Annotated in this window: 14 protein-coding genes and 1 pseudogene; 5 read left to right on the top strand and 10 right to left on the bottom strand. The window is 56.8% G+C overall.

Features of this window, described 5'->3' with window-relative positions; genetic code table 11:
- The first annotated feature begins 64 nt into the window (after window positions 1-64).
- Window positions 65-442 (top strand): response regulator, encoded by a 378-nt coding sequence (locus tag ACA063_RS14820; RefSeq protein WP_162438210.1) that lies wholly within the window; start codon window positions 65-67, stop codon window positions 440-442.
- Between the two features lie 156 nt (window positions 443-598).
- On the opposite strand, the gene ACA063_RS14815 is transcribed toward ACA063_RS14820, so the two are convergent.
- From ACA063_RS14815 to ACA063_RS14805, 3 genes are all read right to left on the bottom strand, one after another.
- Window positions 599-2,269 (bottom strand): ATP-binding protein, encoded by a 1,671-nt coding sequence (locus tag ACA063_RS14815; RefSeq protein ID WP_497662226.1) that lies wholly within the window; start codon window positions 2,267-2,269, stop codon window positions 599-601.
- On the bottom strand, window positions 2,266-3,768 hold the full coding sequence (locus ACA063_RS14810) for an ATPase domain-containing protein (RefSeq protein ID WP_497662225.1): 1,503 nt from the start codon (window positions 3,766-3,768) through the stop codon (window positions 2,266-2,268). The genes ACA063_RS14815 and ACA063_RS14810 overlap by 4 nt, the downstream gene beginning before the upstream one ends.
- A 251-nt stretch (window positions 3,769-4,019) precedes the next feature.
- Window positions 4,020-5,075 carry a tetratricopeptide repeat protein gene (locus tag ACA063_RS14805; protein ID WP_497662224.1) on the bottom strand — a complete coding sequence of 352 codons (1,056 nt, stop codon included), beginning with the start codon at window positions 5,073-5,075 and terminating at the stop codon, window positions 4,020-4,022.
- A gap of 99 nt (window positions 5,076-5,174) precedes the next feature.
- Here ACA063_RS14805 and ACA063_RS14800 point away from each other — a divergent pair, with 99 nt between their 5' ends.
- From ACA063_RS14800 to ACA063_RS14785, 4 genes and pseudogenes are all read left to right on the top strand, one after another.
- A complete protein-coding gene (locus tag ACA063_RS14800) occupies window positions 5,175-9,419 on the top strand; it encodes a hypothetical protein (protein ID WP_497662223.1) in 4,245 nt (1,414 codons plus the stop codon).
- 73 nt (window positions 9,420-9,492) lie between these two features.
- A complete protein-coding gene (locus tag ACA063_RS14795) occupies window positions 9,493-11,628 on the top strand; it encodes an FUSC family protein (protein WP_497662222.1) in 2,136 nt (711 codons plus the stop codon).
- Window positions 11,618-11,818 carry a DUF1656 domain-containing protein gene (locus ACA063_RS14790; protein ID WP_497662221.1) on the top strand — a complete coding sequence of 67 codons (201 nt, stop codon included), beginning with the start codon at window positions 11,618-11,620 and terminating at the stop codon, window positions 11,816-11,818. The genes ACA063_RS14795 and ACA063_RS14790 overlap by 11 nt, the downstream gene beginning before the upstream one ends.
- Before the next feature lie 4 nt (window positions 11,819-11,822).
- A pseudogene (locus ACA063_RS14785) lies at window positions 11,823-12,772 on the top strand (HlyD family secretion protein).
- Window positions 12,773-12,895: 123 nt separating this feature from the next.
- Here ACA063_RS14785 and ACA063_RS14780 read toward each other — a convergent pair.
- The 7 genes from ACA063_RS14780 to ACA063_RS14750 form a co-directional block, all read right to left on the bottom strand.
- On the bottom strand, window positions 12,896-13,978 hold the full coding sequence (locus tag ACA063_RS14780) for an RHS repeat-associated core domain-containing protein (protein ID WP_497662220.1): 1,083 nt from the start codon (window positions 13,976-13,978) through the stop codon (window positions 12,896-12,898).
- 226 nt (window positions 13,979-14,204) lie between these two features.
- Window positions 14,205-15,626, bottom strand: coding sequence for an efflux transporter outer membrane subunit (locus ACA063_RS14775; RefSeq protein WP_497662219.1), 1,422 nt, complete (start codon window positions 15,624-15,626; stop codon window positions 14,205-14,207).
- Window positions 15,626-18,817 carry an efflux RND transporter permease subunit gene (locus tag ACA063_RS14770; RefSeq protein WP_497662218.1) on the bottom strand — a complete coding sequence of 1,064 codons (3,192 nt, stop codon included), beginning with the start codon at window positions 18,815-18,817 and terminating at the stop codon, window positions 15,626-15,628. The genes ACA063_RS14775 and ACA063_RS14770 overlap by 1 nt, the downstream gene beginning before the upstream one ends.
- Before the next feature lie 15 nt (window positions 18,818-18,832).
- On the bottom strand, window positions 18,833-20,086 hold the full coding sequence (gene mexE / locus ACA063_RS14765) for a multidrug efflux RND transporter periplasmic adaptor subunit MexE (protein ID WP_497662217.1): 1,254 nt from the start codon (window positions 20,084-20,086) through the stop codon (window positions 18,833-18,835).
- A 419-nt stretch (window positions 20,087-20,505) separates the two neighbouring features.
- Window positions 20,506-21,120: a Fic/DOC family protein gene (locus tag ACA063_RS14760; protein ID WP_497662216.1), complete on the bottom strand. Its 615-nt coding sequence runs from the start codon at window positions 21,118-21,120 to the stop codon at window positions 20,506-20,508.
- The gene (locus ACA063_RS14755) at window positions 21,117-21,284 is read right to left on the bottom strand and encodes a YhfG family protein (RefSeq protein ID WP_497662215.1); all 168 of its coding nucleotides are present in this window, start codon (window positions 21,282-21,284) and stop codon (window positions 21,117-21,119) included. The genes ACA063_RS14760 and ACA063_RS14755 overlap by 4 nt, the downstream gene beginning before the upstream one ends.
- A 178-nt stretch (window positions 21,285-21,462) precedes the next feature.
- Entirely contained in the window at window positions 21,463-22,392 is a 930-nt protein-coding gene (locus ACA063_RS14750) for a LysR family transcriptional regulator (protein ID WP_497662214.1), read from the bottom strand.
- Window positions 22,393-22,558 lie beyond the last annotated feature (166 nt).

The following is a 22,558-nucleotide window of genomic DNA, read 5'->3' as shown; positions in this document are numbered from 1 at the left end:
AAACGCAACCTCTGATCGACCCCACGGTCGTATCAGCAGCTATTGACCGAACAAAGGCTTCCCCATGAGTGAAGATGCGCAAGACGTAGTACTGGTCGTCGAGGATGACCCCTCGATTTTGATGGTGTTGTCCGCCTATCTGGCCGGCGAGGGCTACCGCGTGCTGCAGGCCGAAAATGGTGAGCAGGCGTTTGAGATTCTCGCGAGCAAACCGCACCTGGACATGATGATCACCGACTTCCGCCTGCCGGGTGGCATTTCGGGCGTGCAGATTGCTGAACCTGCGGTGAAGCTGCGACCGGAACTCAAGGTGATTTTCATCAGCGGTTATCCGCAGGAAATCCGCGAGACCGACAGTCCGATCACCCGCAAGGCGCCGATTCTGGGCAAGCCGTTCGATCTGGATGTGCTGCAGGAATTGATGCAGGAAATGCTGTCTTGAAACACCGCGAACCCTGTTGAAATGCCGCAAAAAATCGCGGCATACCCTGTAGGAGCTGCCGAAGGCTGCGATCTTTTGATCTTGCTTTTATAAAATCAAAAGATCGCGGCCTTCGGCAGCTCCTACAGGGGCATCTCGGCTTATCGGCATAATGGGTCAGATCCGGATCATTTCCCGCACTTTCGCCGTCAACAGATCGAAAGTGAAGGGCTTGGTGATCATCTGCATGCCGGGGTCAAGAAAGCCGCCGCGCACCGCTGCGTGCTCGGCGTAACCGGTGATGAACAGGACCTTGAGTTCCGGCCGGTATTGCCGACCGATTTCCGCCAATTGCCGCCCATTCATGCCCGGTAACCCGACATCGCTGATCATCAGGTCAATTCTCTGGACCGAGTCCAGGATAGGCACCGCGCTGTTCGCATCTCCCGCCTCGACAAACGCATACCCCAGGTCACTCAACACCGAACTGACCAGCGCCCGTACGGCCGGATCATCTTCAACGATCAGGATCGTTTCGCCGTTCTGGGCAAAGGGCGCGTAGGGCGTTTCTGCCGGCGAATCAAACGGCAAATCGCCGCCGAATCGCGGAAGGAACAGGGTCACGGTCGTACCTTTGTCGACCTCGCTGTCGATCACCACATGCCCGCGTGATTGCTTGCTGAAGCCATAGATCATCGACAACCCCAGGCCGGTGCCCTGGCCAATGGGTTTGGTGGTGAAAAACGGATCGAAAGCACGGTTGATGGTGCTTTGGGGCATGCCACAGCCCGTGTCCGTCACACTCAGCACCACGTAATCGCCGGGTTCGAGATTGGTATGGGCATCGGTAAATGATGCATCCAGATGCTGATTGGCGGTTTTCACCACCAGCTTGCCGCCATTGGGCATGGCGTCCCGGGCATTGATCACCAGATTGAGCAGGGCGCTTTCCAATTGATTGGGATCAGCTTCAGCCACCCACAATCGATCGCTGAGCTGCATGTCCAGATAAATGCTTTCGTCGATGCTGCGCTGGAGCAATTCGCCCATCGACACCACCAGGGTATTCATCTCGACCGGTTTTGAATCCAGGGACTGGCGTCGGGAAAATGCCAGCAGGCGGTGCGTCAGACCGGCGGCGCGGTTGGCCGAGGTCACACCCAGATCGATCAAACTGTCCAGATCATCCACACGGCCACGGGCCAAACGCCGGCGCAGCAGCTCCAGGCTGCCGATGATCCCGGTCAACATGTTGTTGAAGTCGTGGGCAATGCCACCCGTGAGCTGTCCGACCGCTTCCATCTTCTGGGATTGGCGCAGCGCTTCTTCATTGTGCCGCAGCTCGGCGGTGCGTTCCTCGACCTGCTGTTCCAGGGTTTCGAGGGTGTTTTGCAGGCGCATTTCGCTTTGACTCAAATCGATCAAGCGATCCCTGGCTTCATATTGTCGTCGCCGGCCGCGCAGTGCGGTAGTCACCAGACTGATCAAGGTCACGGGGTGAAAAGGGCGCTCGAGAAAGGTGACGTTGCCCAGTTGCGGGCCGAATCTGGACGCCGGGTTTTGCTCTGGGCCGCCGTGGTAAGTCAGCAACACGATCGGTAAATCGGACCAGGCCGGCTGTTGCTCGATCAGGCCTAGTAATGGGTCAAGATCGCCCCCCAACAATGCCTCGGAAGATATCAGCAGCAGACCTGCGCCTTGTTCAATCTCCCTGCATAGCGAGGGCAGATCCCGCGTGATAACGCCATCGAAACCGGCTTCGTTGAGCATCATCAGCGCGATTTGGCTGTCACGTCCCAGCGGCGCGAGGATAATTGCGCGCTCGGACATCGCTTCGTGGACTGTCACGGGAAGTCATCCCCAAGCAGTGGTTTGCTGGCGCCCATGTAAGTAGGCACGCCACGCAGTACGCCCTGGAAGGCGTCCAGCGGTTTGCCGATGGTCATGCCTTTTGAACTGATGCGGTATTCGCGAATGGTCGATTCATGGCTGCCGGTACGTTTTTTGATGATTGAAATGGCTCGGCGAACCTTGCCCAGTGCTTCGAAGTAACGCAGCAGAATCACGGTGTCGGCCAGGTAGGTGATGTCCACCGGAGCCTGCATGTCACCGACCAGACCATGTTGGGCGACCGTCATGAAGGTCGCGGCGCCTTGGCGATTGAGGTACAGCAGCAGTTCGTGCATGTGCAGCACCAGGGCGTTTTCTTCAGGCATCGCTGCCTGGTAGCCGTTGATGCTGTCGATGACGACCGTCTTGATCCCGCGTTCATCCACGCAACGGCGAACCCGGTGCGAAAACTCGCCTGGCGAAAGTTCTGCGGCATCGACTTGCTCGATCAACAGGTTGCCGGTGGCTTGCAGGGCTTGCAAATCGATGCCCATGTTTCTCATGCGTTCGAACAGCAGGCCGAGTTCTTCGTCGAAAATAAACAACGCAGCTTTTTCGCCCCTTGCCACGGCGGCTGCGGCGAAGACCATCGAGATCAGCGACTTGCCGGTACCGGCGGGACCGAGGATCAATGTGCTGGACCCGGTTTCGATGCCACCACCGAGCAGGGCATCCAGCTCTTTAATGCTGCTGGTCAACTGCGTACGCACGTATTTGCCGCGATGCTCGGCTGCCACCAGACGGGGAAATACATGCACGCCATCACCCATGATGGTGAAGTCATGAAAGCCACCCCGGTATTTCTGACCGCGGTACTTCACTACGCGTATCCGCCGTCGTTCCGCGCCGTAGTTGGGCGTCAATTCTTCAAGGCGAATAACACCGTGAGCAACGCTGTGCACGGTTTTATCGAGGGATTCAGTGGTCAGGTCATCCAGCAACACCACGGTGGCGTCATAGCGCACGAAGTAGTGTTTGATGGCGAGAATCTGTCGGCGATAACGCAGGGAGCTTTGGGCCAGCAACCGGATCTCCGAGAGGCTGTCGAGCACGACCCGGGTTGGTTTGACCCGTTCCACTACTTCAAATATCTGCTTGGTTGCTTCGCCCAGTTCAAGGTCGGAGGAGTACAGCAGGCTCTGCTGATGTTCGGCGTTAAGCAGGCTTTCCGGTGGGGTAAGTTCGAAGATACGAATGTGTTCATCAAGCTCCCAACCATGGGACAGCGCACCCTGGCGCAATTCACGCTCGGTTTCCGAGAGCGTGATGTACAACGAGCGCTCGCCGGCTCGTGCGCCGGCCATCAAAAAATGCAACGCGACGGTGGTTTTACCCGTACCGGGTTCACCCTCCAGTAAAAACACGTGGCCGCGGGACAATCCGCCGGCCAGGATGTCATCCAGACCATCGATGCCGGTAGCGGCTTTTGCACTGAACAACTCGTTAGATGTAGACAAAAAATGCCCTCTCATGACTAGGGGAAGCGAGGCAGCAGGCCTGAAGTGCCTGAATGGACTGCCTGTTCACTTGACCTTTTGCCGTATCGGGGGTTCCACTATTTGCATGAGAATTTACTGAGGGCTGGTTTACACCCTTGTCGCTCACCCTGGTAATCCCCTGTAGGAGCTGTCGAGTGAAACGAGGCTGCGATCTTTTGATCTTGCCGCACCACGCTCACGATGAACCCACGGACGCCACAGGCTCGACCCTAAAGCCCTTGCTGCAACGCAGGATCATCGGGATTCATCTGCTCAAGTTGCGCCAGCAATATCTGCACATTCTGCAGCTGCCCGCTTTCCTTCCAGTAGTTGATCAGCAGCACACGAGCCTTGCGATCAGCCGGGTGGCGCTGGACGATCTCTTGCAACTGCTTCTGCGCCGCCTCCAGCTCCTGTTCATCGTGCAGGGTGGTGGCGAGGTCGTACCGGTAATCCTTGTTGTCCGGCTCCAGCTCCACGGCCTTGGACAGGCCGAGCACGGCGTATTCGCTTTGCCCGTGATGCAGCAACCACATCCCCAGGGCATGTTGCAGATACGCCGAGTCCGGCTGGGCTTTCAACTGCTTGGCCAACAGCAGCCGGGCTGCGTCGCTCTGGCCTTGTCTGTCCAAAACATCGATCTGCATCACCAGCGCCGGCAGGTTTCCCGGGGCCAGGCGCAACGTGTTGTCCAATGCCAGTTGCGCCTCTTTCAGTTCGGCGTTGTGCATATGCAAACGGGCCAGCTGATACTGATTGTCAACGCTTTGCGGCTGGCTCTTCAGGTCTTGTTCCCAGGCATCGATGGCTTGCTCCAGTGGCCCGAAATACAAACCGAGGTCATCCGGCGAAAGCCCCAGCAATGCATTGACCGCGGCGTAACGCACGGTTTGCTCTTCATCGTCGAGCAACGGCCCCAGCAATAGGCTGCGCTGGCCATTGGGGACCAGGCCGCTGATACTTTTGATCGCCGCGATGCGCACGTAGGGCGACTCATGCTGCAAGTCTGCATCCGCCAGTTTCAGGGCCACGGAACTGGGGTAGTTGGGCAGCTCGGCATGCAGCCAGATACGGCGTTTAGGGGAAATATCAGGGCGGGCCAATTGCTGATAGAGCACGCGCGCCGCGCCGGGCTTTCCGGCACGAGCCTGGTCCAGCGCTTCGCTGTAACCGCGTTTGATCGCTTGTGGCACGACGGGGGTAGTGTTGCGCAGGAAAAACCAGGCAATCACGAGGGCGAACAGCACGCAGAGGCTGATGATCAGGTAGCGGCGAGACTGGGGCATGCAGAAATCCGTTGCTGGCAAGCGAGTGCAAAGTCGCCAGCTTCGGTCAGGCAGGGCCGTGAGTCAAACACTGGCTCAATTCAGCACTGCAGCAAAACAATGCGATTGGCGTTTTCTGCAAGATGTCAAAGCGGCAGATCTTTAGGCTTGTTGAAACCAAACTTGCCTGAACGGAAACACCCGATGCTTGCTCCTCGTAATATGAGTTCTATGGGTACTTCGCCGCAGATACGTTTATCCAATCCTGCTGGACATCCGCAAACCCGCCTCTCCAATACAGTTACGCACGTTGATAGCAGCCCGGAATTCCTGCGTCACCCGAATATTGATACAAGCGCAAATACCCCGAAAAAGAATGCTGAAATACCTCCGCCACAACTGGATTGTTCGTTTTATACCTCCAGCCGGGAATTCACCGATCAGGCGGATCTGGACCATCGATGGACTGCCCTTAAGGAATACCTAACGAACGCAACCCTGCAGGAGCGGCAAATACTTGAAGTCCTGCGCAGTGGCATTTTACAAAAGGGCACGGGCAAGGCCATCAGCGGTCTCTTCGAAGGCGCCTTCATTCGCTCGATCAGGTCCCGTGGGAACTTGAGTGAAGCAAGTCTCAAAGCCATTGTAGATGTCCTGTGCCATTTGCCGCCTGGCCAATGGCAGGCAGCGCTGGGAGAGCAGGCAAGGTTTTCAAGTGATCGTCGTGCCGATGGTGTGATGGGGTTTATCCAGTCCCAACTGGATGATTCAAGCGCAAAGCGAGACGAGAAAATTGCCCGCAAACACTTGGTCTCCGATGATCAGTGGGACGCCATCAAGGGGATAATCCTAGACGTCAGGCCCAATGCTCTTCCCTGCAATGAGGAGCTTCACAGCGCCTTTCATATGCTCAAGGACCACCATGATCTACGTCCATCTCCAAAGGAGGTACAAAACTGTTTGGTGGGCGTGAAGGACGCACTTCTTAAGCTCATGCCTAGGGATGATTCCCTTATCGATAAGGTCGAGGCCGTCTGTGATCAGCTCAAACCCGGGTATCAGGGGGTGTCCGCCAAACCAGTGACAGTAAAGCGGGATGAATTGATTTCGCTTAGGTTCGACAACACACCCAGGACTGATCCGTCGGGAGAGCCGGCCCCGACTTTACTGGACACTTTGCAGGGCTTTGAGCGTCATGCAAACTTTTACACGAGCGTCAGCACGACGGGGCCGCGTATTCCTGATGGCTTTTTTGCCAGGTTCCTTTACGCCTGCAATGTACTGGACACGTTTGATGCCTTGAGGCTGGACGCTAGTCATATAACCACCAGGCCTGCTCCGCCCCCAAGTAGTGATGCCTGGAAAAATGGTGAGTCTGATTTTTCCGAATCCCCGTTCAAGCCTGATTACGAGCCCTGGGCAGATCCAATGGCCGGCCTGGGGCAGTTCGTTGCCCAGGCGGATGAGCTTCTGAACAACATCCTTCGCAAAGCCGTGCCTTGGGACAGCGCCTATGCCCATGAGGAGTTGGAACTGGTAGAGGTGCTTCAGAAAGTCCGGGACCAGGGGGATCAGCCTGTAATAGTCGACTTAAATGGCCAGCCACCTGATTCGCCCATCCAGTACTCGCTCGCTCAAATGGAAGTTGTCAGGGAGCAATTAGATAGCTGGCTCGCCCGGATGGGCGCCAGTTTGCTCGGCGGTGGGGCGGCGATATTGGGTCGGGCAGGTGACATGATAGAACAACATCCGGGTAAAGCTGCTGGTGCGCTTGTTGTCTACATGGCAGTCAGCAACTTTTACGCTAACTGGTTTCTGCCTGAGATTGATGAACAGAGTGTTAAGTCCGACACTTTCCCGGACCCCGACCAGGCCAGGCTGGACCATGAACATATGCTGGATGAAGTGACGGATGTACTTGACGAAGAACCAGAGTTCGCCAGCCTCATACAGCAGCTCGTCAGCCAATCCGAGTACCTTGATCCCACTGATGATCCGCAACTTGTTGAAGCCATACACGCCGTTCTGCAGCAATCATTTCCATTGATACCTGACATGACCTACCAGGCTTTTCTCGACGAAGTCATTCAACAGTCAACGTGGGATGCACAAGACAAATCAGACGTTGAAATGAAAAGCGATCAACAACCCGATGCACCGGAAAGCGTATTGGCCTTTTTTGGCCAGTCCGGTGAACCAGCGAACAGCGCTCGGCGCAGGAGAGACGCCATTGATTCGGGCTCATCAAAAGAAGTACTTTCGGAACACAGCGCCGTAAACGAAGTGATTGAAGCCACTTCGCGCATTTTACAAGCGAAAAACCCGTCGCTATCGCAGGATGAAATCGCCCCGGGCGTCACTGTTAAACACGCTGCGGATAAAGTTGTTTTTGCGTTTGAAAGCGCTCAAAAAATCGTCGATCCCGTTTCATTTGTTATGCAGTCTATCGATAAGTTATTCAAAGAATCCAGTAGTTCTTCGGATGTAAAGTCGGGCGTTAACTCTACAACTCCATTGTTGGTTGCTTACATGGGTGTAAAGTTTAGGTTTCCTTTTTTTGAAAAGCCGCGCGTAAAACAATACACATTGGGCGATCTCTGTATTGGCGCACACTTGAGGGGGCGTTCATTTAAAGAGGTGGTGACGGTGAGTTGGCCGGAAACCGTGTCGCCCCAGTTGAGAGAAGCCATCACCGCTGCAAATTTCCAAAAAGACTACATGGCCCTTGTTGAAGAGCTTTACCATAGGTCCGACGTAAAAAAACTTAGGAGATTGATCAAGGAAGCAGAGCTGGAAACCGCTGTACAAGGTTATCTGTCTCAAGCAGGCAGTTCTGCTGAAGGGATAGAAATCGCAAGAGATTTTTTGGGTGGAAAACTTCATGCGCGCGTGGCGTATTCAAATTCAAGGCGAAAAACAACCCTGCCGATAAACGATGCGATTTATATTTCTGGCGGACCGGACTACGGGCTTTTGGTGCTGCTGAAAGAGCAGAAGGTTTTTGAAATGCCTCGCAGTTGGCCCCGTGACGAAAACATGCTTGTTAATTACATGGATGTGAAAAACGTCGTTTCAAAGAGATTGTCCATCTATGATGCGCACGGTCGCGTTGACGCTGATTACCATCATGCTACGCCCTATGTAAAAGGTTCTCGCTTCTATTGGATGTATGAACCCATTCTCCCCGGCGGTCCCGGTTTCGATGTGATGGATGTCCTGCACAAAATTCAGTATGAGAAAATTCTCGCCGATATTGATACGTTGATTTCAACAAGCGGGGAGCGTACGTCCGATGCGACACTTGAGATCGCGGGAGAATTACTCCAGGCGTTGGCCGTTGCGGGGAGTGTCATCCCAGGGGCCGGTGTCGGTTTGTCTGTCGGTACTCGCGCTGCGGCAGCTTTACTGTTTGGCATGATGTCAACAGGCGCGGATGCTTTAAGAAGCGCTATTGCCGATGATCCAGAAGAAGCAGAACAGCATAGAAAAGCCGCTTTGAGAAGTGCAGTGCTGGATTTTGCCGGGCCACTGGCAGGGAAATTATTAGGTGTGGCTTTTAATAAAGCGGCTCGTTTGAGGATTACACGTAATGTTATGAGGCGCTTAAAGGAGAGAAAGGTACCCAGTGCCGTTATCAGGCAGTTTAATAACATTCCCAAGTGGATTGCGCCCAAGGTACGAAGCCATCAGAAAATAGTAGCCAGGATGAATCGTAAGTTTAATAGTCCTCGAGTGACGGATAAGCTGCAACGCCTGGATGCTGGTCCAAAGCAGGCGCAAAAACTAATGGACCAAACCAGGGTTGTATACTTCTCTGGCCCTGTTAAAGGCTACGTTTATCAAGGGTTCGTGATGCGGGGCGATATGCGACCACCCAATGAAGTATTCAAAAATGGCTTTAAACTACGCACCCCAATTAGTGATATTAGCGAGGTGAACGGTAAAAATGGAGGATTTGGTGGAGGTAAAGATGCGCTGGACATGGACGGCCGAGGCATTTCAACGTCTTCGTATTACAGCAGTGACGGCATGGGTGCTTTCCACTATGGCGGTGGAAAGGGTGGTTACACATACCTGGTCGACGCGAGAAAAATAGAAGGTTTTGACTTGTACAAAAACCATAATTATTTCAGCGCTAAGCCTGTAAAGGTCGGGTTCCGACCTTTGGAGATCAACTATGGCCAAAATATTCCCGGTGTGAAAATAGTGGGTGCCTATGACAGTGCTGGAGCTTTCATACCTCACCCCCACGGCCTTCAGGGAAGCCTTTGGGCCACTAAACCACTCTTAGGTGCCGTGCCGCCAGCAGTCGTCAAGCCAATGTTACAACCCATATTTCACGGCGAGGAGCCTGTACCTGTGTAGGCCAACACTAAAACCCGTCGGGCGTGTAAAGCAATGACTACGCTTGCTGGGAGATGACTCCACGAGTGTTCCCATGCAAGCGTTGCTTCAGTATTTCAAGGCGATCATTAATCCCGGGGCCAGCGTGTTTTTGTTTGCCTTGAGAACCGTCGCGGCCGGGTTGCTGACACTGTACCTGGCCTTCCTGTTCGATCTGGACCAGCCCAAGTGGTCAATCATGGCCGTGGTCATCGTCAGTCAACCACTGGGGGGCATGGCGCTGGCACGCAGTTTCGGTCAGGTCATCGGCACCACCTTGGGTGCCATCGTCGCGGTGGTGATCATGGCGATATTCCCCCAGGCGCCACTGCCTTTCATCCTGACCCTTGCCCTGTGGCTGGCGCTGTGTACAGCCGGCGGCACCTTGTTGCGCTACACCAGTTCCCAGGCGTTTGTGCTCAGCGGTTACACCGCAGTGGTGGTGGCCCTGCTGGCGGTGCCGGATCAGGACGGTACGTTCCTGCTGGCGGTGACGCGCGTGACGGAAACACTATTGGCCGTCGCCTGTGTGTGCGTGGTCAGCCTGCTGACTGCGCGACCGGAAACGGTGGCCAGGGATTACTTCACTCGCATCAACCAAGTGATCAAGCTGCTCGCGACCCACGCCGCGGCGGTGATTCGCACGGAAGAAAGCGAAGACGAATTCCATCGGCGGCAAATGCAGCTTTTGGGTGAAATCAGCGCCCTTGAAGGCGTGCGTCGGCATTTGTATTTCGACGCGCCGCGCTTGCGCAGTGCCAATGGTCTGGTGCAGTTACTGGGTAATCAACTGGTGCTGTTGACCTCGCGGCTGACGGCGTTGCGGCATCAGCGCCAGCTGTTGACCGAGCGCCTGGAAGGCGAATTGTCCGAAGAGATACAACTGATTCGTGCTGAGGAATTGCGTTTTCTCGATGAGCTGGCGCAGGAGGGGCGTTCGCTATCAACTGAGTCCCGCCACCACTTCACGGTGCTGCAGCAACGGTTCGACGAACTGGCCTACAGGGCCGAGCAATTGACCGAGACGATGCCGGCTACACTGCGTTCCCTGGCGTGGGCGCTGCGCTGGGAGCAGGCGCGGTTGCTGGAACAGTTGGGGCAGATCCTGGAACTGAGTGACGCGATACAGGAAGAACGACAAGCCAGTTCGGTGTTTCGCGGCCAGGACAATCCCCTGCACCTGGATTTCACCCTGGCGGCGATGAACGCCACCCGAGCCTTTACGGCGTTGGTCGTGGCCGGTCTGATCTGGATCGAGACCGGTTGGGACGGGGCACGGGGCGGGATGATTCTGGTCGGTATCTTGTGTTCGCTGATGGCCACCTTCCCGCGACCGTTGCTGGCTGCACAAAGTTACGCTCGGGGTCTGGGCCTGGCGTTGGTGGTATCGGCAATCTACCTGTTCATGCTGGTACCCATGATCAGCAATTTCGAGCTACTGGCCTTGTTGTTGGCACCGTTGCTGTATGCCGTCGCCGTTGGGCTGGCGAGCCCGGCCACTACGGGAACGGGTATTGGCCTGGGGCTGTCGACGTTTCTGATGCTGGGCCCGCAAAACGTCGGGATCGGCCAGAACACGGCGATCCAGTGGTTCGAATTTGCCGGTGCCTACGTCTGTGCGACGACGCTGGCGCTCAGCGTCTATGCGCTGATTTTTCCCTTCAGGCCCGCTCTGCGGATTCGCCGTCTGTACCATGAAAACCGTGAGCAGGTGTACGCCTTGCTGAAAACCCCGGCCACCGATGAGCAACAGTTTGCCTTCGAAAGCCGGATGGTTGATCGGTTAACCATGATGCTGGGTTTGCTGCCTGCCGTTACCGACAAACAGTCCCGAACATTTTTCGAATTCAGTCTGGGGTGCATGGCACTGGGCGTGGCGTTGAACCAGCTCAGGCAACAAGCCATGCGCAACGCCTTATTGAGTGCCGATGTGCAGAACCGCTTGCTGGCGACGGTTCAGGACACCGGGCGTTTGCTCGCGGGTCAGCCCGGTCTGGCGCTTGACCCGGTGCTCAGCGCCTTGAGTAACCTGGGTGATCATATGGACACTTTGCATGCCGGCGTCCATGAACACCTCTGGACAGTGTTTCGCATGCGCGTGGCATTGCTGATCGTCGTGTCGTTCCTGGAGCGACACAGGGAACACTTTCAACCTGTCGACCCGGAAGGAGTAGCGGACTTTGCCCATTGATCTGGAAATAGGGGGCGTCTACTTGCCGCCCATTGCTCAGGCCCTGTTGCTGGCCTTGCCGATTTTTTTGGCGATGGACTGGTCCCTGCGACGCCTCGGTGTGCTGCGGTTCGTCTGGCACGAAGCCTTGTTCGAAGGCGCGCTGTACGCCTGCGTGTGTGCGACGCTGATTCTGGTGATGGGAGCCTGATGACTTGAAAAAACTACTTCCCCGATTGGCGACGGTCGCACTTGTATTACTGGCCTTCGTGCTGGGCTGGTTCGCCTGGGAGCACTACACGCGCGCGCCGTGGACTCGAGACGCCCGAGTGCGGGCCGATGTGGTGACGTTGTCTGCCGATGTCTCGGGACGCATCGTCAGCCTTGTCGTTCAGGACAACCAGCACGTCGAAAAGGGCCAGCTGTTGTTGGAGATCGACCCGGCGCGTTACACCCTGGCGGTCGAACATGCCCGGCGTGCGGTGGAAGTGTCGAAGGCGACGCTCGGTCAGTCCGAAGCGACGATTGTGTCCAGTGAAGCGTTGCTCAAACAGCGTGAAAGCGAAGAGCGCCGGCGGCGTAAGCTCAAGCAGGGTTCGCGATCTCTGGCGAAGAATGGGAAAAAGCCAGTACTGAGGTGGCGGTCGCCAAGGCCGAGTTACTGCGCAATCAGGCCAATCTGGGTTTGGCCCAGGCCAATGTGCAGCTGGCCATCGCGGCGCTGACTCAGGCCGAACTGGACTTGCAACGCACGCGGGTGGTGTCTCCGGTCACTGGCTATGTCACCAACCTGCTGACCCGCGAGGGCGACTACGCGACGGCGGGAGGGGCGCTGCTGGCACTGGTCGATAGCGATTCGTTCTATGTGAGCGGCTACTTCGAGGAAACCAAGTTGCCGCGCATCCAGGAGGGCGACCGGGTGCGGATCGAGTTGATGAGTGGCGAGAGGTTTGGTGGCACGGTGCAAAGCATCGCCTTTGCCATCGCCGACCGGGAAAACCTGCCGGGCGGCCGTTTACTGGCGAATATCAATCCCAGTTACACCTGGGTGAAACTGGCGCAACGGGTGCCGGTGCGGATCCAGATTGATGCGGATTACGCCAAGAAAAACCGTCTGCGTGCCGGGACCACGGCGACGGTGACGGTGACGGAGTCTGCTCCTTGATTCTGTTCGCTATTGAAATTGCTACGCCACTGTCTCCATCGATCGCACACCAAGTTTTCACTGGGGCATAGTGCATTAATGCCTTGAACAGGGCAGATATCGCCGCCATCAATTTGAATCAACCTACCGCTTCCTGCGTATATTGTTTGCTTGAGTTGCTGGCGCTGCCTGATTTGGATCAACTCTACTATTGGGTGGAGGCAGGGTGGAACTGGAACTTCTGATAGCACGATCAATGGAACGATAATTTTGTAATGGTTGATATGAGGCTGGAGAATAGTAGCGAGACCGTAGCGACGGGGGGGCGATTATGTATTCATTGATGTAAGACGCGGCTTCGAAATTTACGAGTGCTTTCATGTCATATTCAAAATAAAGGGGGTTTTTTTTTGGAGTTAAACCTTCAGAAACTATTTTGTTGCTTGCTGCTGTGCCTTTGGCGAGCAAATGGGTCTCGGCGGATCTAAGTGCTTGTATTTCAAATGCTTTATCACCTATGAAGTCCGGTTTGATTGCACTTGTTTGCTTGGTCAGTGTGCGTTCGATGTTTTTTATCGCACTATGATGAATGACGTTAGCATACATATCGGGGTCGGAGGTCGACTGAATAATTCGCTTTATAAAATCAGTTATCCAACTGCGCCCTGTACTATCCGTGCGATTAATGGGATCTCCGCCGCAATACGCATAGGCATTAATTCCCCCCGTGCCAAACGGACTCGAGCTGTCCGGACTATTAAACCGCATTAACACCGTACTGAATGCCCTGTATCCATTTCCCAATAGATAACACCCGGTGATTGCATCCGGTCGTTCACCGTTGAAACCAAGCAGGCTCAGTAATCCGTTCGTATGAGGGCGATGTCCATAGGCCGAGTAAGCAATGGGCGTTTGCTGTTCGTTAGCCTTCGGCGTAGACAACACCGAACGCTGCCTGTCAGAAGCCAGTAGGGTCGTGCCTTGGTGGCCGCCGCCACGTTGTTGTTGTTGTTGTTGTTGTTGTTGTTGTTGTTGTTGTTGCTGCGCCAAGAGCAGGTCGCCATGCTGGACAATCGAATATCGCGCAGCACCCTCTATTTCTGTAACCAGCCTGTTCTTGCAGTAAAAGCGCTGCCGTTCGGGAGCATCGAGTAGTACGTTGCTGAGCAGTCGATCAAGAGGGTCATACTTGTAGCGGCAAAGTACGGTGTTGAGTAACGTTGTCATGGTGCCTCTTCCAAAGCTCCCAGTGGGGGAAGCTCAGTATCGACAACATCGAAATAAATGGGTACTAGCAGATCTGATAGGTTCGCCTCGTCTGTGGTGGCAGAAATATTCAAGGCAGCTCCTACCGGGGTGTGTTGTGCGCAGACAAAAAAAAAGCCCCGCGACCGAATGAGACGCGGGGCTAAAAATGGTCGGTTGCGACCAACCAAAGGGGCCTTTGAAACGGTTACTTCGAGGCGACTGTTGCCGGTGCCCAGCCGCCGCCGAGGGCTTTGTAGATCGCGACGATGCCCCGGTACAAATCGACTTCGGCCTGAGCCTGGGTGTCTTCTGCGGCCAGTCGTTCACGTTGGGCGTCGAGCAGGACGAGGAAGTCCGCCGTGCCTTCGCGGTAGCGAATTTGCGCCAGATCGGCCGCCGCGCGGCTCGATTCACTTTGACGAATCAGCGAAATCAGGCGTTGCTGGCGTTTGCCGTAATCGCTGAAGGCATTTTCGGATTCTTCCAGCGCCAGCAGCACTTGCTGCTCGTAAGTCGCGAGGGCGCCTTCGGCATCCGCATCGGCACCGCGTAAACGGGCGCGCACGCTGCCCAGGTCGAACGCTGCCCAAGTGATGCTCGGGCCGAGTGCCCAGGCGTTGGCCGCCGAGGAACCGATCTGCGAACCGCGACCGGCAGTGAAGCCGAGGAACCCGCTCAGGCTGACCCGAGGAAACAGGTCCGCCTTGGCCACGCCGATACGCGCCGTGGCAGAAGCCAGTTGGCGTTCAGCGCTCAGGATGTCCGGACGGCGTTGCAGCAACTCGCCCGGGTTACCAATAGGCAGCGCCTTGGCAATTGCCGGCAAGTCTTTCGGGCTCAAGTCCACGGTCAGTTTGTCCGGACGTTCACCCAGCAGTGTGGCAATGCGGTTTTTCTGCCGTACCTGTTCCGCCTGCAATTGCGGCACGCTGGCTTCGACTGATGCCAGCCGCGCATCGGCGCGCTCCACGTCCAGCTGATCGCCCACGCCGGCGTCACGCAGGCTGACTGTGATCTTGCGCGACTCCTGCTGATTGTTCAGGTTGGCCAGGGCAATTTTTTCCCGCAGCTGTGCGCCGCGCAATTGACCGTAGGCATCCACCAGTTCGGCGATCATGGTGACTTGCAGTTGGTACAGATCCGCCTCGAACGCCTGCTGCTCGGCGTCGGCCGATTCCAGGTTGCGCTGGATACGGCCAAACAGGTCCAGCTCCCACGCCATGTCCAGGCCCAGATCGTAGCGTTCGCTATTGACCCGTTGAGTGGTTTGGCCTGGAATCTGACCCTTGCCCAGGTCACTGCTGACCCGACTGGTGATGGTGGGCATGGCGTCGTTGCTGACGTCATCACGGATCGCCCGGGCGGCTTTCCAGCGCGCGAAGGCGACGCGCAGATCGCGGTTGCCTTGCAGCGATTGAACCACCAACTGGTTGAGCGTTGGGTCTTCGAACTGCTGCCACCAGATGCCTTCGAAACGCGAGCGGTCGTAGTTCTTCTGACCGGCCGCGCCGTCGGTGGCGGTGGTGATATTGGCAGGCTCAGTGGCCGGGGTCTTGTAGTCCGGGCCGACGGCGCAGGCACTCAGGGCCAGCACCAGAAGGCTCGGAAGGAAGGCTTTCAGGCTCATTAGTGCGCCTCCAGTTGCTGTTGAAGATTCAGCGCCTTGGCGGCTTTACGCTTTTCACCGCGCTCCACGAAGTTACGGATCAACACGTAGAACACCGGCGTCAGCAACAGACCGAAGAAGGTCACCCCAAGCATCCCGGAGAACACGGCGACACCCATGGCGTGGCGCATTTCGGCACCGGCACCGCTGGAGAACACCAGTGGTACAACACCCATGATGAACGCGAAGGAGGTCATCAGGATCGGCCGCAGACGCAGACGGCACGCTTCGAGCACCGCGTCGAGCGGGCTCATGCCTTCGTCCTGCTGTTTATCCTTGGCAAACTCGACGATCAGAATCGCGTTCTTACAGGCAAGCCCCACCAACACGATCAATCCGATCTGGGTGAAGATGTTGTTGTCGCCTCCCCAGGCAATCACACCGGTGATGGCCGACAGCAGGGTCATCGGTACGATCAGGATCACTGCCAGTGGCAGGCTCCAGCTCTCGTATTGAGCGGCAAGTACCAGGAACGCCAGCAGCACGCAGAGCGGGAACACGAACAGCGCAGTGTTGCCGGACAGAATCTGCTGGTAGGTCAGGTCGGTCCACTCGTAGACCATGCCATTGGGCAATTCGTCCTTGAGCAGTTTCTCGATGGCTTGTTCGGCCTGGCCGGAGCTGTAGCCGGGGGCTGCCGCGCCGTTGATTTCAGCAGTGATGAAACCGTTGTAGTGCATCACGCGGTCCGGACCCGAGGTGTCGCTGACCTTGATGAAGGTCGCCAGCGGGATCATCTCGCCCTTGTTGTTGCGCACTTTCAGCTGGCCGATCTGGTCCGGTTCGAGACGGAACTGCTGCTCTGCCTGAACGTTGACCTGATAGGTACGGCCGAAGCGGTTGAAGTCGTTGGCATACAGCGAACCCAGGTAGATCTGCAAGGTGTCGAAGATGTCGCTGACGGCCACGCCGTGGGTCTTGGCTTTCTCACGGTCGATAGCGGCATCGACCTGCGGCACGTTCACGGTGTAGCTGGTGAACAGGCCGGCCAGTTCAGGCACGTTGTGGCTCTTGTTGATGATGTTCATGGTTTCTTTGTACAGCTCGTCGTAACCCAGGTTGCCCCGGTCTTCGATCTGCAGGCGGAAGCCACCAATGGTGCCCAGGCCTTGTACCGGCGGCGGCGGGAAGATCGCCATGTAGGCTTCCTGAATCCCGGCGAACTGGCCATTCAACGCACCGGCAATCGCACCGGCGGACATGCTTGGGTCTTTACGCTCGTCGAACGGTTTCAAGGTCACGAACACGATGCCGGCGTTAGGACTGTTGGTGAAGCCGTTGATCGACAGGCCCGGGAAGGCCACCGCGCTTTCCACGCCAGGCTGTTTCAGGGCCAGGTCGGACATGCGCTTGATCACGTCTTCGGTACGGTCCAGGCTCGCCGCATCCGGCAGTTGGGCGAAGGCCACCAGGTATTGCTTGTCCTGGCCAGGCACGAAACCGGTCGGAGTGTGGGCGAAACCGAAGAAGGTCAGCACCATCAGGCCGGCGTATACCAGCAGGGCGATACCGCTGCTGCGGATGACCCGGGCGACGGTGCCGACATAACCATGGCTGGCGCGCTCAAAGAACCGGTTGAACGGACGGAACAGCCAGCCGCCCAGTAGCTTATCCAGCACTTTGGTAAAGCGGTCTTTCGGCGCGTCGTGGCTCTTGAGCAGCACGGCAGCCAGGGCAGGGGACAGTGTCAGCGAGTTGAACGCCGAGATCACGGTCGAGATGGCAATGGTCAGGGCGAACTGTTTGTAGAACTGGCCGGTGAGTCCGGAAATGAACGCCGCCGGGATAAATACCGCACACAGCACCAGCGCCGTCGCGATGATCGGCCCGGTCACCTCACGCATGGCTTTCTTGGTGGCTTCTACGGGCGTTTCTCCCAGCTCGATGTGCCGTTCGACGTTCTCCACCACCACGATGGCGTCATCCACCACGATCCCGATGGCCAGCACCAATCCGAACAGGGAAAGGGCGTTCAATGAGAAGCCGAACAGGTGCATCACGGCGAACGTACCGATCAGCGACACCGGCACGGCGACCAATGGAATGATCGAGGCACGCCAGGTTTGCAGGAACAGAATCACCACCAGGACAACCAGAATCAGTGCTTCAAAGAGGGTGTGAACCACCGCCTCGATGGAACCGCGCACGAAAATGGTCGGGTCATAGACGATGCTGAAGTCCATGCCTTCCGGGAAGCTCTTTTTCAGCTCGGCCATCTTGCCGCGCACTTCGTTGGAAATGTCGATGGCGTTGGAGCCTGGACGCTGGAAGATCGGAATCGCCACCGCCGGTTGGTTGTTCAGCAACGAACGCAGGGCGTATTGGCTGGAACCCAGTTCTATGCGGGCGATGTCTTTGAGGCGTGTGATTTCACCATTGTCGCCGGAGCGAATAATGATGTTCTCGAACTCTTCCTCAGAAACCAGACGTCCCTGGGTATTAACCGAGAGCTGGAACGCGGTGGCATTCGGCGCAGGTGGAGCGCCCAGAGCACCCGCGGCTACTTGACGGTTCTGCTCGCGAATCGCGGTCACCACATCGGTGGCGGTCAGGTTGCGCGAGGCGGTCTTGTTCGGATCGAGCCATACACGCAGCGAGTAATCGCCCATGCCGAACAACTGCACATCGCCGACACCGCCCAGACGTGCCAGCTCATCCTTGATGTTGAGCAAGGCGTAGTTGGACAGGTACAGCATGTCGTAGCGTTTGTCCGGAGACGTCAAGTGCACAACCATGGTCAGGTCGGGCGACGCTTTGTCCACGGTGATACCGATGCGCGTCACTTCTTCTGGAAGCTTGGGCTCGGTACGGGTCACGCGGTTCTGCACCTGCACCTGGGCGTTGTCCAGGTCAGTGCCCAGCGCGAAAGTGATGGTCAGGGTGATCTTGCCGTCAGCGGTAGACTGCGAGGACATGTACAGCATGTTCTCGACGCCAGTGATGGCTTGCTCCAGGGGAGCGGCCACGGTTTCACCGATGACTTTAGGGTTGGCCCCCGGGAAGTTGGCGCGGACCACAACGGTGGGCGGCACGACTTCCGGGTATTCACTGATCGGCAACTGGAACAGCGAGATGGCACCGGCGATCAGGATCAGCAGCGACAGCACTGCTGCGAAGATCGGCCGGGAAATGAAGAATTGGGAAAAATTCATCGGAGTTGTCGTCCCTTAACCGCGTGGAGTCGCGACAGCCACTTTCACAACCGAACCCGGCGCGACCTTGGCAGGTGCGACTTGGGGCAGGTTGCTGGCTTCCAGCGCTTGTCGTTGTTGAGCGAGAGCCGCGAGGGTTTGTTCGCTGGCCATAGGAATCACTTCAGGGGTGACCGGAGAGCCAGGACGTACCCGTTGCAAGCCTTTGACGATGACGGTGTCATCTTTGGACAGGCCGTTACGCACGATGCGCAGACCTTCGATCTTCGGACCCAACTCGACGGCGCGGTAGGCGCTTTTGTTGTCAGCGTCCATCACCAGCACGAACTTTTTACCCAGATCGGTACCGACCGCTTCGTCGTTGATCAGCACGGCGGAGTAGGTGCCGCTGCCGACCAGTTTCAAGCGTGCGTACAGGCCCGGGGTGTAGGTGCCGTCGGTGTTGTCGAACACTGCACGACCGCGGATGGTGCCGGTTTTCGGGTTGACCTGGTTGTCGACGAAGTTCATCACGCCCTGATGCGGGTTGCCGTCTTCGTTGGACAGGCCGAGGTAAACCGGGGTGGTTGCGCCACGTTTACCCTGGCGAGCCAGTTGGGTGTATTTGAGGAACACACGCTCGTCGGCGTCGAAGTAGGCGTAGACCTTGTCAGTGGAAACGACGCTGGTCAGCGCAGTGGTATCGGCGGTGACCAGGTTGCCGGCGGTGATTTCCGCACGGCTGACGCGGCCGCTGATAGGCGCGGTCACACGGGTGAAGCTCAGGTTCAGTTTCGCCAGGTCCAGTTGCGCCTGAAGAGCACCGACAGCCGCGCGGGCTTCCTGGGAGGCGCTGGTGCGCGAATCAGCCAGCTCGGCGGAAATCGCATTGCTGGTACGCAAGCGTTCACCGCGTTGGGCTTCGTTTTCGCTGCGGGTGGCGTTGGCGCGGGACTGGGCAACCAGGGCTTCGAGGCGGCGGACCTCGGCCTGGAATGGACGCGGATCGATCTGGAACAGCAGGTCGCCTTTCTTGACCAATGCGCCTTCAGTGAAGGCCACTTCGTCGATCTGTCCGGAGACCCGAGGGCGTATCTCTACGGTTTCCGGAGCTTCCAGGCGGCCGGTGAATTCGTCCCATTCGTTGACGGGTTGTTCGAGCACCTTGGCCACGCTGACCTTGGCAGCAGGCATGGCGGCCGCCGTATCCGGAGTCTTGCCGCAGGCGCTCATCACCAGTACGGCCAACAAGGCCAACGGGAAGCGCAAATGTTTAAGTGACTGTTCCATGGATGCATCCGCCAATGTATTGAGAATGGACGGATGATGCTCGGCGGGGTTGTATCGCACGAATCGAATGAAGCAAAGGTAACTATCATTCGGAATGATATAAGACCGAACCGAGCCCTCTAGTCTGCGCCTTTCGTTAGGGGGCTATCAATTGGTTTGATGACAATTCAGTGTTACGCGTGAGGTAAGAGTTTGGCGTTGGAGCGGGGGGAGGGCATCGCGGGTAGGCACTGCTCCTGCAGCGGTAAAAGCCTACTTGCATAACCGAATCCGCTAACGAGCACTGGAAAATGATAATCAGAATAGGGTAGTACGCGAAAACGCTAATTCGTCGGACGTGCAATCTATGGCAAAGGCAAATGATTGGTGTGCAGTACAAACGAAAAAGGCACCCTTGGAGAGCGCCCTTTATTTTGATTTCAAAGGTCGGTGCTTTCCTGAATTGGAAACCCTATGCACCGATTGAAAACGTGTTCAAGGTGGCTGTCATCACCAAGATAGGAGCGGATGTTTGCACTAATCCACTCCTTTTGAGTAACTAACCCCCAATCGACCGAGTATCCCGCATTACCAATAATCCACTCGAAAAGTATGCGTTGGGTCCGTCCGTTCCCTTCTCGGAAAGGATGTGCAACGTTTAGAGTGCCATAAGACTGGGCCACTTCTGATACTAACGACTCTCGCGAGTACCCTTCAAACCAACCAGTAGCGGCGATCTGTGAAAACTCTTTTCCAGTTGCCGCTTCAATAAATTCGGGACTACAAAACCTTGTGTCGTTCTTGCTGATCGCCAAAGTTCGAATCTCTCCAGCCCAAGCATACACTTCAGAAAAGAGAACACGGTGAATGTGCCTCATGGTACCAAGGCTGTAGGGAGGCTCCACGAACTCAAGTCGTGCGGACACCACCTCAGTAATGTAGCGTTCGGCTTCTTCGAGGTCGTCGGCGTCGCGCAAATCGAGTAAGTTTATGAGTACGTCTGTGCCCGGATAGCAATCCGGGGCGTCGCCAGTGCCGTACCTGTCGCGGCTCAAGCTTTGATGTGCCGGACAGCTTTCAGTGCGGCTTCACGGGTGGGCAGCTTGATTTCGCCGTCAGGAGACGGCACAAAACCTTCGAGGCGCATGCTGGCCGCGAAGTTGGATTTACGTGTCTTGGCAAAGTGGGCCTTTTTGGCCTGTAAGCTCAGCTTTTCCATATTGGGCACCTCACTGTACATGTGTGGTTATTGTAGCTGATCTGGTAGTACCACTGAATAGCCGAAGGTCGGAGGTTCTTCTGGTGCCCCCAGATGCACCGAATTAAAACAGATTTAACTGGCTAAAAGCGGATGTCTCTGGAGTGCCTAAGATCCAATTATATCGGGCCTTCGGCCTCTAATGCCCCGGCTGCTCAAGACTGTCCGGATCCCCAAAGAACATCTGAATCCGCGACCTTAACCAGCGCTCGCCCGGATCATTATCCTGCGACCCGCGCCAGGCCATGTGCAGTTCAAAGCTGCGCACCGGCAACGGTGGATCTTCGGCGCGCACACCTCCGGCCGCCGTCAACGCTTCAGCCGTGTAATCCGGCACGGTCGCGACAATATCGGTCCCGGCGAGCAGGGTGCTCAACCCGTTGAACTGCGGCACCGCGAGCACCACATGACGCTTGCGCCCGAGCTTCTCCAGCTCTTCATCAATAAAGCCGCTCAGGTCACCGGCGAACGACACCAGGGCATGAGGCCGCGCGCAGTAATCATCCAGGCTCAACGGCCCCGGCACGGTATCGGCGCGCAACAGCTTTGGCTGGCTGCGTCGCAGTACCTTGCGCTTGGCATTGGCGGGGAGATCGGTGGTGTAGCTGACGCCTATGGAGATCTCACCGGAGGCCAACAAACCCGGCATCAGGATGTAATTGACGCGACGCACCACCAGCACGATGCCGGGGGATTCGGCGCGCAGGCGCTTGAGCAGCATTGGCAGCAGGGCGAATTCCACGTCGTCCGACAGGCCGATACGGAACACCGCCGTACTGGTCGCGGGGTCGAACTCGGATGCGCGACTGACCGCCGTGGAAATCGAATCCAGCGCCGGGGAGAGCAGGGCGAAGATCTCCACCGCCCGTGCGGACGGCTCCATGCTGCGACCCGTGCGTACGAACAACGGGTCATCGAACAGCCCGCGCAGGCGCGAGAGCGCCGCACTGATCGCCGGCTGGCCGAGGAACAGTTTTTCCGCAGCGCGAGTCACACTGCGTTCATGCATCAGTGTTTCGAATACGATCAACAGGTTCAGGTCGACACGACGCAGGTCATTACGATTCATCTGGAGTCCTGGCAGAGTCTAGGCTTGACGAGAGCGGTCATATGAGAACAATGGCCGGCATGAATCTTACGGGGAAAGGCTGGTACTCTGCACCGAATAATTCAGTTTACGTGCAACGGCCCTCCAGCTTTCACGACAACCGTTGATCCTGTCGATGCTGCGGAAT

It is taken from the genome of Pseudomonas sp. LBUM1643, assembly GCF_059716215.1.
This window is presented reverse-complemented; position numbering and strand designations above follow the sequence as displayed.